Source organism: Pectobacterium aroidearum (assembly GCF_041228105.1).
Classification (GTDB): Bacteria; Pseudomonadota; Gammaproteobacteria; order Enterobacterales; family Enterobacteriaceae; genus Pectobacterium; species Pectobacterium aroidearum.
This window is the reverse complement of sequence record NZ_CP166097.1, coordinates 458,786-471,663: the sequence shown is the minus strand read 5'-3', so window position 1 is coordinate 471,663 and position 12,878 is coordinate 458,786. Positions and strand designations below refer to the sequence as shown.

General features: G+C 52.3%; 14 protein-coding genes. 8 read left to right on the top strand and 6 right to left on the bottom strand.

All coding sequences use genetic code 11. The features are described from left to right. The first annotated feature begins 109 nt into the window (after positions 1-109). Positions 110-328, top strand: coding sequence for a protein SlyX (locus AB8809_RS02015; RefSeq protein WP_015841942.1), 219 nt, complete (start codon positions 110-112; stop codon positions 326-328). A 103-nt stretch (positions 329-431) separates the two neighbouring features. Here the strand turns inward: AB8809_RS02015 and slyD are convergent, their stop codons facing one another. From slyD to kefG, 4 genes are all read right to left on the bottom strand, one after another. Next, the gene (slyD, locus tag AB8809_RS02010) at positions 432-1,016 is read right to left on the bottom strand and encodes a peptidylprolyl isomerase (protein WP_015841943.1); all 585 of its coding nucleotides are present in this window, start codon (positions 1,014-1,016) and stop codon (positions 432-434) included. Positions 1,017-1,137: 121 nt separating this feature from the next. Then, positions 1,138-1,332, bottom strand: a complete 195-nt coding sequence (locus AB8809_RS02005) for a YheV family putative zinc ribbon protein (RefSeq protein WP_180779223.1) — start codon at positions 1,330-1,332, stop codon at positions 1,138-1,140. A gap of 55 nt (positions 1,333-1,387) precedes the next feature. Continuing rightward, positions 1,388-3,199, bottom strand: a complete 1,812-nt coding sequence (kefB, locus tag AB8809_RS02000; protein ID WP_015841945.1) for a glutathione-regulated potassium-efflux system protein KefB — start codon at positions 3,197-3,199, stop codon at positions 1,388-1,390. 1 nt (position 3,200) lies between these two features. Then, on the bottom strand, positions 3,201-3,752 hold the full coding sequence (kefG, locus tag AB8809_RS01995) for a glutathione-regulated potassium-efflux system ancillary protein KefG (RefSeq protein WP_015841946.1): 552 nt from the start codon (positions 3,750-3,752) through the stop codon (positions 3,201-3,203). Between the two features lie 125 nt (positions 3,753-3,877). Here kefG and AB8809_RS01990 point away from each other — a divergent pair, with 125 nt between their 5' ends. The 3 genes from AB8809_RS01990 to AB8809_RS01980 all read left to right on the top strand — a co-directional run bounded on the left by AB8809_RS01990 (position 3,878) and on the right by AB8809_RS01980 (position 8,253). Further along, on the top strand, positions 3,878-5,785 hold the full coding sequence (locus AB8809_RS01990) for an ABC transporter ATP-binding protein (protein ID WP_181845290.1): 1,908 nt from the start codon (positions 3,878-3,880) through the stop codon (positions 5,783-5,785). Between the two features lie 223 nt (positions 5,786-6,008). Then, a complete protein-coding gene (locus AB8809_RS01985; protein WP_349856612.1) occupies positions 6,009-7,193 on the top strand; it encodes a toxic anion resistance protein in 1,185 nt (394 codons plus the stop codon). Positions 7,194-7,227: 34 nt separating this feature from the next. Continuing rightward, positions 7,228-8,253 carry a 5-bromo-4-chloroindolyl phosphate hydrolysis family protein gene (locus tag AB8809_RS01980; protein WP_349856613.1) on the top strand — a complete coding sequence of 342 codons (1,026 nt, stop codon included), beginning with the start codon at positions 7,228-7,230 and terminating at the stop codon, positions 8,251-8,253. A gap of 80 nt (positions 8,254-8,333) precedes the next feature. On the opposite strand, the gene AB8809_RS01975 is transcribed toward AB8809_RS01980, so the two are convergent. After that, complete coding sequence (locus AB8809_RS01975) at positions 8,334-8,936, bottom strand: LysE family translocator (protein ID WP_349856614.1); 603 nt, start codon at positions 8,934-8,936, stop codon at positions 8,334-8,336. Positions 8,937-9,042: 106 nt separating this feature from the next. Here AB8809_RS01975 and AB8809_RS01970 point away from each other — a divergent pair, with 106 nt between their 5' ends. The 3 genes from AB8809_RS01970 to AB8809_RS01960 all read left to right on the top strand — a co-directional run bounded on the left by AB8809_RS01970 (position 9,043) and on the right by AB8809_RS01960 (position 11,280). Then, the gene (locus AB8809_RS01970) at positions 9,043-10,047 is read left to right on the top strand and encodes a hydrolase (protein WP_225181865.1); all 1,005 of its coding nucleotides are present in this window, start codon (positions 9,043-9,045) and stop codon (positions 10,045-10,047) included. Position 10,048: 1 nt separating this feature from the next. Continuing rightward, positions 10,049-10,285, top strand: a complete 237-nt coding sequence (locus AB8809_RS01965; protein WP_015841950.1) for a YheU family protein — start codon at positions 10,049-10,051, stop codon at positions 10,283-10,285. Between the two features lie 125 nt (positions 10,286-10,410). Further along, positions 10,411-11,280 (top strand): phosphoribulokinase, encoded by an 870-nt coding sequence (locus AB8809_RS01960; RefSeq protein WP_015841951.1) that lies wholly within the window; start codon positions 10,411-10,413, stop codon positions 11,278-11,280. 101 nt (positions 11,281-11,381) lie between these two features. Here the strand turns inward: AB8809_RS01960 and AB8809_RS01955 are convergent, their stop codons facing one another. Continuing rightward, positions 11,382-11,789, bottom strand: a complete 408-nt coding sequence (locus AB8809_RS01955) for an OsmC family protein (protein WP_015841952.1) — start codon at positions 11,787-11,789, stop codon at positions 11,382-11,384. Between the two features lie 373 nt (positions 11,790-12,162). On the opposite strand from AB8809_RS01955, the gene crp reads away from it, so the two are divergent. Further along, positions 12,163-12,795, top strand: coding sequence for a cAMP-activated global transcriptional regulator CRP (gene crp / locus AB8809_RS01950; RefSeq protein WP_004090925.1), 633 nt, complete (start codon positions 12,163-12,165; stop codon positions 12,793-12,795). Positions 12,796-12,878 lie beyond the last annotated feature (83 nt).

Genomic DNA, 12,878 nt, shown 5'->3' with positions numbered 1-12,878 from the left:
ATATGCCCCACTCTGGATAGCCCATTGCGCCCTACTGCGACCGTTTTTACTACCAGAAGTTTCCGCTTTCTGACAAACTCGCGGGTAACAAGAAGTAAGGGGAATAGCGATGTCACCATCAGCACTTGAAGAACGACTCGAACAGCTGGAAAGCCGACAGGCTTTTCAGGAAGTCACCATAGAAGAGCTTAACCAAACAGTGATTCAACACGAGCGGGAAATTAGCCGCCTGCGCGAACACGTACGCCTACTCACCGACAGGGTACGCAACCAGCAAACCTCGCTCGTTGCCCCCCAGTCTGAAGAGACGCCACCACCGCATTATTGAGATCGGCACCCCGTCAGGTCATCACTCAGTACTGCTGGTCAGATATAAAAAAACCTCAGGTGATAATCATCAACCTGAGGTTTTTTTTATGCGCTACGACTAATTAGTGGCAACCGCATCCACCGTGGCCGCCGCAGCCGCCTTTACCGTGCTGGTGACCGTGATCGTGGTCGTGATCATGGCCATGACCGCCACAGCAGCCGTCGCCGTGTTCATGATCGTGTTCACCATGAACGTGACCGTGCGCCAGCTCTTCTTCCGTTGCTTCACGAATAGCAACCACTTCAACATTGAAGCTCAGGTTCTGGCCAGCCAGCATGTGGTTACCGTCGACAACAACGTGGTCGTCTTCAACTTCGGTGATTTCAACTGGCACTGGACCCTGATCGGTCTCAGCCAGGAAACGCATGCCAACTTGCAGTTCGTCCACGCCCATAAAGACATCTTTCGGTACGCGCTGAACCAGATTCTCATCATAGTTGCCGTAAGCGTCGTTTGAACCGATGTTCACATCAAACTTCTCACCTGCTTCACGGCCTTCCAACGCTTTTTCCAGACCAGAAATCAGGGAACCGTGACCATGCAGATAGTCCAACGGCGCGCTCACCGGAGACTCATCAACCAACACACCGTCTTCTGTACGTACCTGATAGGCCAGGCTGACCACCAGATCTTTTGCTACTTTCATGATATCTCCTACCGTTGGAATGCAAACTGGCGCAAATTGTAGCTGAAAAATGTCCCTATGTACCGTCCGGAATCAAAAAACGTCGACGGTTGATGACAATGCCATCATGGACACGTCTCCCTCATTCAGGCCGGAAGATCCCGATGATCTCGTTAGCCTGCGGGGCAGATACCGTCGCAGGTTCTTCAGTCTGGCTCTGGCGATATCCGCACTTCACGCACACCACCACCTCGACGTCATCCTCGCGTCCCACCGCCAGCGTGTCCTGCGCCTGACACGTCGGGCATACTGCCCCTGCAATAAAGCGTTTACGCATGATAACTCCCATTCATCTCCGCCCTAGAACCTATTCCAATAGGCGTTATTGACTCTTACTCGTCGTCCTCATCCCATACACTAGGCCGACGGCGCTCGCGCTGCATTTCCCGCTGGAAAATGTCTTCCAACTCACGGCGGGCTTCTTTCACACGGGAGATTTGTGCAACATCTCCCGTCAGCTGCGGCATCAATTCGCGCAGCATGCGCATATCCAGCCGGCGGAAGTGCTGCTGCGCACGCATCGCCTGATGGGGGTGCATACCCAGCGTCACCAGCGTTTTCCGCCCCAGCTCTAACGCGCTGGAAAAGGTTTCACGCGAAAAATGTCTTACGCCCGTCTGCAACAGTTCATGGGCTTCAACACGTCCGCGTGCCCGCGCCAGAATTTCCAGATTCGGAAAATGCTGCTGACAGAGATGTACAATCTCCATCGTGTCTTCTGGCGCATTACAGGTGATCACGATTGACCGCGCTTTATCCGCACCCGCCGAACGCAGCAGTTCCAGTTCCGTAGCATCACCATAGTAAACCTTATAACCATAGCTGCGCATCAGGCTCACCGCGCTGATATCCCGCTCCAACACCGTAATCCGCATTTTGTTCGCCATGAGCAAACGGCTGATCACCTGTCCGAAACGTCCGAACCCCACCACAATCACCTGTGGCTCATCGTCTTCAACATACGGTTTCTCATCCGGCACATCCTGTACGTTATAACGACGCGCCAGAATGCGGTCGATCAACTGCATCAGCAGCGGTGTCGTCATCATCGACAGCGTTACCGTCACCAGTAACAGCGGCAACTGTTCACCTTTCAATACGTTGAATGAAGCCGCTGCGGAAAACAGGACGAAAGCGAACTCGCCGCCCTGACTCAGCACACCAGCAAACTGCAAGCGTTCAGAGCGGCGCATCCGGTTAACCCGCGCAAGGAAATAAAGGACAGCCGCTTTCACCGCCACCAACACCAATACCGCCACCATAATCTTTACGATGTGGGTATAGAGGATGCCGAGGTTTAGCGCCATCCCCACGGAGATGAAGAACAACCCCAGCAGCAAGCCTTTAAACGGCTCAATGGCAATTTCCAGTTCATGCCGATACTCGCTTTCCGCCAGCAGAATACCGGCAATAAAGGTGCCTAGCGCCATGGAAAGCCCTAACGTTTCCATAAACAGCGCGGAACCGAGCACCAGCAACAGCGCGGCAGCGGTAAACACCTCACGCACGCCGGATGCCGCAATAAAGCGGAACAGCGGGCGCACCAGATAGCGGCCACCGATTAGCATGCCGAGAAACGCGGCAACCTTCAGACCAATCCGTTCCCAATCGCCAAAATCGCCTTGTACACCCGCCAGAATCGGAATCAGCGCCAACGCAGGGATAACGGCCAAATCCTGAAACAGCAGGACAGAGAAGCCAAGCTGCCCGGACTCGCTACGGTTCATGCCCTTTTCACGCATCAGCTGTAACGCCATAGCCGTTGACGACATCGCCAATCCAACACCGCCAATCAACGCGGACTGCCACGAAAAGTCAGTCAGATACAAGGCACCGCCTAAAAGCAGCGTACTCAGGCCAACCTGAGCCGCACCAACACCAAAGATCGAGCGACGCAGCGTCCAGAGCTTCGAGGGATTCAATTCCAGGCCGATGATGAACATCAGGAAAACGACGCCCAGTTCCGAGAAGTGCAGGATAGCGTCCACATCACGGATAAAGCCGAGCCCCCAAGGGCCAATGGCGATCCCGGCGATCAAATAGCCCAGTACGGCACCAATGCCTAATCGGGCCGCAATCGGTACGGCTACAACCGCCACAAACAAAAACAAGACTCCGGCGGTCAGTAGCGCGGAACTCTCCATATTAGCGTTCCTCTTCAGGTAAAGGGGAGGCTAGCCATTCACCGTAAGCTCTGGCTTGACTCGACAACACATCGGGCTGTAAACGACGCGCCCAGTAAACAATCATGGGGTGCATCCAATGCATACGGCACATTGCCGCCGTCAGCTCAAACGGACGGAGCAAATCTTCCATCGGGTAACGGTTGTTCCCGTCAGGATGGTAGGCATCTTCCGGCTCACCGGTCGTAATCACCGAACGCCAGTATTTCCCCGCCAGCGCATTACCGCCAATCCCATTGGCAAAGCCGCGGGATAGCACCCTATCGAGCCACTCTTTCAGCAAAGCCGGACAGCTGTAGGTATAAAATGGATGTTGGAAAACAATGACCTGATGCTCACGCAGCAGCTGTTGTTCATGATGAATATCGATAAAAAAATCAGGATAGTGCGCGTAAAGATCGTGCACGGTTACATTCGCCAACTGCTGTGCCGGTTGCAATAAGACCCGGTTTGCTACCGAATCCTGTGGTTCCGGATGGGCATACAGCAGCAAAATCTTCGGTGGCTGCGACATCATTCCCCTCCAAAGCGTCGTCATGATAATTGTTTTCCGTTACCATGCTGCGCAACGACTAAAAACAGGACACCGCGTGTCCTGAGATGTCCATAATTTAACATACTCTGAACATACGGCGCTTTATGATTGTTTTCTCTTCGCTGCAAATTCGACGTGGTGTACGCGTTCTGATCGACAACGCGACAGCAACAGTTAATCCCGGCCAGAAAGTCGGTCTGGTGGGCAAGAACGGCTGTGGTAAATCTACCCTGCTGTCTTTACTGAAAGGTGAAATCAGCGCCGATGGCGGCAGCGCGACCTTCCCGCAAAACTGGTCACTGGCCTGGGTCAATCAGGAAACGCCTGCGCTGGACAAGCCCGCGCTGGACTACGTGATTGACGGCGACCGCGAGTTCCGCCAACTGGAAGCCGCGTTGCAGACCGCAAATGAAGAGAATGACGGCAATGCCATTGCCACACTGCACGGCAAGCTGGATGCGATTCAGGCCTGGACAATTCAGGCCAGAGCCTCAAGCCTGCTCAACGGACTCGGTTTTTCTCAGTCACAGTTACAGCAGCCTGTCAGCGCCTTTTCCGGCGGTTGGCGGATGCGTCTGAATCTGGCGCAGGCGCTGATCTGTCGCTCCGATCTGCTCCTGCTCGATGAACCAACGAACCACCTCGATCTGGACGCGGTTATCTGGCTGGAAAAGTGGTTGAAAAACTACGCTGGCACGCTGGTACTCATTTCACACGACCGCGATTTCCTCGATCCGGTCGTGACCAAAATTCTGCACATCGAGCAGCAGTCGCTCAACGAGTACACCGGCAACTATTCTTCGTTTGAACGCCAGCGTGCCACCCGTCTCGCACAGCAACAGTCACTCTATGAACACCAGCAAGAGCGTGTCGCGCACCTGCAACACTATATTGACCGTTTCCGTGCGAAAGCGACCAAAGCCAAGCAAGCGCAAAGTCGGATAAAAATGCTGGAACGCATGGAGCTGATTGCACCAGCACATGTCGATAACCCTTTCCGCTTCAGCTTTCGTGCCCCGGAATCGTTGCCCAATCCATTAATGAAGATGGAAAAGGTCAGCGCAGGCTATGGCGACAAGCTAATTCTGGAATCGATTAAACTCAATCTAGTACCGGGTTCGCGCATCGGGCTGCTCGGTCATAACGGTGCGGGTAAATCCACGCTAATCAAATTGCTTGCTGGCACGCTTGCCCCGCTGAAAGGGGAAATCGGGCTGGCGAAAGGCGTGAAGCTCGGTTACTTCGCCCAGCATCAGTTAGAGTTTTTGCGTGCGGACGAATCGCCTTTGCAGCATCTGGTGCGTCTGGCAGAGCGGGAAACGGAACAACAACTGCGTGACTACCTCGGCGGCTTTGGTTTTCAGGGCGACAAAGTCACCGAGATCACCGAGCGCTTCTCAGGCGGCGAAAAAGCCCGTCTGGTATTGGCGCTGATCGTCTGGCAGCGTCCAAATCTCCTGCTGCTCGATGAACCGACCAACCACCTCGATCTGGATATGCGTCAGGCATTGACCGAAGCGTTAATTGATTTTGAAGGCGCGCTGGTTGTCGTTTCGCACGATCGACACTTGATCCGTTCGACTACTGACGATCTCTATCTGGTACACGACCAAAAAGTGGAGCCATTCGACGGCGATTTGGAAGACTACCAGCAGTGGCTGGTCGGCCTGCAACGTCAGGAAAATGCGGCCGCTGAAACGCCAAAAGAAAATACCGCCAACAGCGCGCAGGGCAGAAAAGATCAGAAACGTCGCGAAGCCGAGTTGAGAACGCAAACCCAGCCGCTACGTAAACAAATCACCAAGCTTGAACAGCAGATGGAAAAGCTGGGAGAAACGCTGGCAGAGCTTGAAGCCCGACTGGCGGACAGCGCCATCTACGACATCAGCCGCAAGGCCGAACTCACCGACTGCCTGCAACAACAAACCAAAGTCAAAATTGAGCTGGAAGAAACAGAGTTATCCTGGCTGGACGCGCAGGAACAGCTAGAGCAGATGATGCAAAGCGAGTAAATACATTTACCATCCGAGCGGGCGCCCCCCGCTCGCTTTCCCACTTTTTTCTTTCCCTCTCACGACATTATCTCAACAAGTGATGATAAAGCGCATTGAGCGTAATATTTTCCCAAGGTAATATTTCGCGATTAATCTACTGATTTCTACACACTTACTTATCCACTGATATTGAAGGCCGCAAGGCATAAAACGGCCGAACAATAAGGCAAGGACAACATTTATGATGGAAAATACGCCGTCTGTTTCTACAGACGCTTTCTCTGCTACGTTCACCGCTTCTGGCAACAACGCCGTCACCACCACAGCAAACGATGCGTTATCAGAGCTAAACCTGTCGCAGCTTAGCGAGCAGGAGAAAAGCGAAGTATCAGTACTGGTCAATAAAATTGATATTACTGACCCGATGCTGTCCATCTCTTACGCCGCAAACACCATGGGCAATATTTCGCGTTTTTCAGAATCTTTAATGCAGGAAGTCAGAGCAAAAGATGCGGGCGTGATTGGTGAACAGCTGACAGATCTGCTGATGAAGGTAAAGTCTGTCGACCTCACCGTGTTTGACACTAAGCAAAGCTTCCTCGCCTCCTTCCCATTGATAGGAAAACTGTTCAGCACCATCCAGCGTACGCTGCTGGAATATCAAACGCTGGCACAGCAGGTTGATACCGTTTCTAAAAAACTCGAAAGTGCCATGATGGAGCTCTTGCGTAATATCTCCACGCTGGAACAGCTCTTCATACGCAACCGCGAGTATTTTCAACAAATCACGCTGCATATCATTGCCGGTAAACAGAAATTGGCAGCGATTCAGTCTGGCGATCTGACCGCCGCACAGGAAAAAGCACAGCGCACTAACGACCCGATGGATATGCAGTACGTGCGTGATTTAGTGAGCAACATACAGCGCTTTGAAAGACGCCTGCACGATCTGATGATGTCCCGCACCATCGCGATCCAGACCGCGCCTCAAATTCGTTTGATGCAAAGTAATAGCCAGTCGCTCGCCGAGAAAATTCAGAGCAGCATTCTCTCCACGATTCCGTTGTGGAAAAGCCAGGTCGTGATGGCAATAACGCTGCATTCACAGCGCAAATCGGCAAAACTGCAAAAAGAAGTCTCTGATACCACCAATGCCATGCTGAGAAGAAATGCAGAAATGCTCCAGCTCGGCACCGTTGAGACCGCGCGGGAAGTCGAACGCTCGATTGTGGACATCGAAACCTTACGCGAGGTGCAAAGCCGCCTCCTGAACACCATCGAAGAAACCGTCACGATTGCCAATGACGCCAGAACCCGTCGGGCTGATGTAGAAAAAGAACTAGGCACGATGGAAACGGAGCTAAGAACGCGTCTGGCCGAGATTGCTGCGAACCAACAACACGCGATGCAGCAACGTTCTGCATAAATAATTTCGTTTTGATAAGTGGTCTTCATTGAATATGCAAAACGCATCTTCCCCTCCAGATGAGGGATGGCAAAAGAAACTGGGTCGTTTGTGCCTGACGCTGCTTAAGCTCTGGGGCTTAGGCTGCATCTGGTTGCTAATAAGTTGGTTCATCGCTGAAGGAGTCTTACCAAAATATTATCCAGACCTCATGGCGAACAAAGAGGTTAAAGATAGCGCTATCACAGTGACCTGTTTCAGTTTAATTCTGCTGTGGTACGCCTTTACACGGCACCAGGTTGATATGATTTGGCCACTTGTGGCTGGCGTGATTTGGTTCATTGCGCATGATGGAATATTCGTTCTGGGGTGGATTGCCGTAGCGTGGTGGATAATCAAAGCATGCTCCGAGATTTCTCATCCTAGTCTCGGTACAGCTATTCAGTTTTTTTTAGTTTTCACCATCATAATGCGCTACACCGATGTACATAAGTTTGGTGAACACCCTTTCTATAATGCTGTGTTCGTAATCTGTGTGGTGGGCGGAGTAGCACGCTATTACCAATGGGCATATTTTTTAAAAATAAAAATAAAAACAAAAATCAAAACAGACCAACAGAAAGCGCCGATAGCAGCACCAATATCACCTAAACCTTCGCGGGCCATTATTACACCGCCTGTTCAGAAAGCTGTTACGTTTGAGAGCCGTATCGCACGGTTGCAAAACTTACAGAAGCTCCCCGACGAGCTTCTCGACGAACTGAAAATTATCGTTGAGTACGGACAGCTTATTGTCACGTGTATGAAGGAAGATCCCAAGGATGTGGAGCCCGGCACGGCGTTTCTTAATCGCTACCTTCCTGCCGTAGAAAAAGTCGCGGGTGAGTTTGTCAGGCTTTCCACCCAATTAGAGAAACACGGCAAATCGGACGATTTTCTGCTGAAGAATATTACCGCGCTGAAAGCACTGGGTTCCGCCTTTCAACAACAACACGCACGGCTGCTGGAGAACGATACGCTGGATTTTGATACCGAACTTAACCTGGTTAATAACTTATTAAAAACAGATGGTTATAAATAAACCCCATCGGTAACATGCTACTTGCAGCGTAGTTGCTAAGTCGCGAGCGAAACACCGCTCGCGACGTTATCACCCCAGCATTAATGCCAAATCAATAGCACGCAGGCGGCGGTCAGCAGCCCCATTGACATATTGAAGATAATCCACGCTTTCTTACTGCGCAGCAGTCGCCCAATGATCGTGCCAAATCCGAGCCAGATAACACCGGACACCAGATTGACCAGCACAATCCCGATGCTTATCGCGATCACGGAATGGTTATACTCTTCACCCGCCAGACTAAAACTGGCCACCGCGCCCAACGCCATGAGCCACGCTTTCGGGTTCAGGAATTGCAGTAACCACCCCTGATAAAGCCGGATCGGCTTGGGCGGCGCAACAGACGTTTCCAGCCGTTCGTAAGCCGCCGTGGCGATTTTCCACGCCAGCCAAAGCAGATAGGCGCTACCGAGGACTTTCAGGATAAAGTGCAGCGAAGGATAAATCAGAATCAAGCCACCGACACCGAATGCCACCAGCAGCAAAATGCTCTGCATGCCCAGCATGATGCCGATCATCAGCCACAGTGAACGCATAAAACCAAAATTCGCGCCCGAGGTGGTCAACAGCATATTATTCGGCCCCGGCGTGATGGCCGCCACCCACAAAAACCCTAACATCGACAGAAATAAACTCAGTTCCATTATTTGTGGGCGCTCCTGACCCAAATGTCGTACCAACTGGCAGCATTGAAGCTAACAGTGTGATATTGATCGTACAAGAGCCGACAACAAGATTTCTATATCCTTTATGTATGACCATTTTCATCCGCTGAGCGGCGCGCATAACCCGCATCTGCAAACGCTATTGCCGCGCCTGATTCGCCGTCACGCGCAGTTTTCGCCAGTCTGGCAGCCCCTTGAGTTACCGGACGGCGATTTCGTCGATCTGGCGTGGAGCGAAGCGCCCGAACAGGCGCGGCACAAACCGCGCGTGGTGCTGTTCCACGGACTGGAAGGCAGCTTTCATAGCCCCTACGCCCACGGGCTGCTGCATGCCTGTAAACAGCGCGGCTGGCTGGCCGTCGTCATGCATTTTCGTGGGTGCAGTGGAAAACCCAACCGGATGAAGCGTATTTATCACTCCGGCGAAACCAGCGATGCCAGCTATTTCCTGCGCTGGATGCAAGAGACGCTAGGCGATGCACCTACCGCCGCCATCGGCGTGTCTCTCGGCGGTAACATGCTGGCCTACCTGCTCGCGCAGCAAGGCGAATCCTGTTATCTCTCTGCTGCCGTCATTGTTTCCGCGCCATTGATGCTCGAACCCTGTAGCCGTCGTATGGAGCAAGGCTTCTCCCGCGTCTATCAGCACTACCTGCTGCGACTGCTAAAGCAAAATGCCGGCCGCAAGCTGGCAGCCTACCCGGACACGCTGCCGATTCAGTTGCCGCAACTGAAACGCATCCGCCAGTTACGAGAGTTTGATGACGTCATTACGTCACGTATTCACGGCTTCCACGATGCCGCCGACTACTATCGACGCTGTAGCGCCCTGCCGCTGTTGCCTCAGATTCGCACACCGCTGCTCATCATCCATGCGAAGGACGATCCTTTCATGACGTCAGAGGTGATTCCCGATCTGTCGCAGTTACCGTCTAATATTGAATATCAGCTAACAGAACACGGCGGGCATGTTGGCTTCGTCGGTGGAACGCTGCTGAAACCGAAAATGTGGCTGGAACAGCGCATTCCCAACTGGCTTAGCCCATTTTTGGACCACGCCACCGACTCCCCTTTGACTCAGGAACCCTAGCGTGATTATTCCCTGGCAACAGCTCGATCCAGAAACGCTGGATAACATCATCGAATCTTTCGTCCTGCGGGAAGGCACCGATTACGGCGAACAGGAGTGGTCGCTGGCGCAGAAAGTGGAAGATATCCGCAGACAGCTCAAGTCCGGCGAGGTGGTGCTGGTGTGGTCTGAGTTACATGAGACCCTCAATATTATGCCGCGCGACCAGTTCAATGCCGGAGGGCATGCCCCCTATTGAGCATGCCGAAAGGCGTGAAAGAATGCGCCAAACATGCTAACAATGATAAAAACTTACGTCATTTTTGAGGATGCGCGCAGGCTCTTGGCCTATGCGCGCATCGCGATCACGGAGTTACGCGTCTTATGTCACATCAGCATCCGATCATTGCGGTTACCGGCTCCAGCGGGGCGGGAACCACGACAACCAGTCTGGCCTTCCGTAAGATTTTTCAGCAGTTTGACCTGCGCGCCGCTCAGTTGGAAGGCGATAGCTTTCACCGCTATACCCGTCCGGAAATGGACATGGCGATTCGCAAAGCGCGTGATTTAGGGCGCCACATCAGCTACTTCGGACCGGAAGCGAATGACTTCAGCCTGCTGGAACAGTCGTTTATCGAATATGGCCTGCATGGCCGCGGCCAGACGCGTAAATACCTCCATACTTACGATGAAGCTATTCCCTATAATCAGGTTCCCGGAACATTCACGCCGTGGGAGCCGATGCCGGAACCCACCGATATCCTGTTCTATGAAGGGCTGCACGGCGGGGTAGTCACCGAGCAAAACGACGTAGCACAGCATGTGGATTTACTCGTCGGCGTGGTGCCGATCGTCAACCTGGAATGGATCCAAAAGCTGATTCGTGACGTTAATGAGCGCGGCCACTCGCGTGAAGCGGTGATGGATTCCGTCGTCCGCTCAATGGAAGACTACATCACCTACATCACCCCACAGTTCTCTCGTACGCACATCAACTTCCAGCGCGTACCTACCGTGGACACCTCCAACCCGTTCGCCGCCAAATCGATTCCCTCGTTGGATGAAAGCTTCGTCGTGATTCACTTTCAGGGGTTGGATAACATTGATTATCCCTATCTGCTCGCCATGTTGCAGGGCTCGTTTATCTCCCATATCAACACGTTGGTCGTTCCCGGCGGGAAAATGGGGCTGGCAATGGAGCTCATCATGGCACCGCTGGTGCAGCGGTTAATGGAAGGGAAAACCATCGAATAAGCATCGAGATACACAGGGTGAGGCCTCCCTACGGGAACCTCCCCCAGTGTTTCCCCTAATAACAGGCTTAAGTGACCAGAATGAGTGCCCAGAGAAAGGGATTATTCCAGCACTCTAATTTCGTGGCTGTGCGTTACCTCAACGGCTTTGCCCAGCATCAATGCGACAGAGCAGTATTTTTCCGCAGACAGAGCGACCGCGCGCTCGACGGCTTTGTCGGTCAACCCTTTCCCCGTGACGATAAAATGCAGATTGATATGGGTAAATAAACGCGGCGCTTCCGAACGGCGCTCTGACGTCAATTTCACTTCACAATCTGCCACATCGTTACGGCCTTTTTGCAGAATCGACACCACATCAATCGCGCTGCATCCCCCCACAGACATCAACACCATTTCCATCGGACTGGGCGCTTTATCGCCGGAATTGCCGTCCATCAATATCTGGTGCCCTGATGCGGATTCGCCCAAAAACGTTAAGCCTTCAACCCATTTTACCCGTGCCTGCATGGTGCCTCTCCACTAAAAATTTTTTGAAAATTTATACCGTTACTGTACAAAAACCAGCGTTAATCAGAGCTTTGTCATGCTGAAGCGAGACAACACAAGACACGTCCTTAAAGCTGTGTTAAAACGAAAATAGAATAGACCTTTTCTGGACAAAGCCAGAAACGAAGAAGATGATGACGTAGCCAGATATACCCAGCCACGTTTACGTTGCAGCAAGGCAGCAACCGGAAAATCAAGGGTACAGTGGTTCCAGTATATTCCCTGACGTCATTCTGCCTAGACTGAATTTTATTTTTTAGCAGTTAAACACGCCGTACAGGGAACTCTGACCCCTGTAATTTGCGCAGTGAATTACAACAGAGGATGATAGCGAATGGTTCTCGGCAAACCGCAGACAGACCCAACTCTCGAATGGTTCCTTTCCCATTGTCATATCCACAAGTATCCATCGAAGAGCACGCTTATTCACCAAGGTGAAAAAGCAGAAACGCTTTACTACATCGTGAAAGGCTCTGTCGCAGTGCTAATCAAAGATGAAGAAGGCAAGGAAATGATTCTTTCCTACCTCAATCAGGGCGATTTTATCGGCGAGCTCGGCCTGTTTGAAGAAGGTCAGGAGCGCAGCGCTTGGGTGCGGGCAAAAACCGCCTGTGAAGTGGCTGAAATTTCCTATAAAAAATTCCGCCAGCTCATCCAGGTTAACCCTGATATTCTCATGCGTCTGTCTGCGCAAATGGCCAGCAGACTCCAGGTTACTTCAGAGAAAGTCGGCAACCTCGCCTTCCTTGATGTGACCGGCCGTATTGCCCAAACCCTACTCAACCTGGCCAAACAACCTGATGCCATGACGCATCCAGATGGCATGCAAATAAAAATTACCCGTCAGGAAATTGGGCAAATCGTTGGCTGCTCGCGCGAAACCGTGGGTCGCATTCTGAAAATGTTAGAAGACCAGAACCTGATCTCTGCGCACGGTAAAACGATTGTCGTTTACGGCACTCGCTAAATCCCTGTCGCTGTACCCTACCAACAAAAAAGCGTGAAGCCTCGGCCTCACGCTTTTTTTTATGGCGAGCTTCCTGCTCGCCA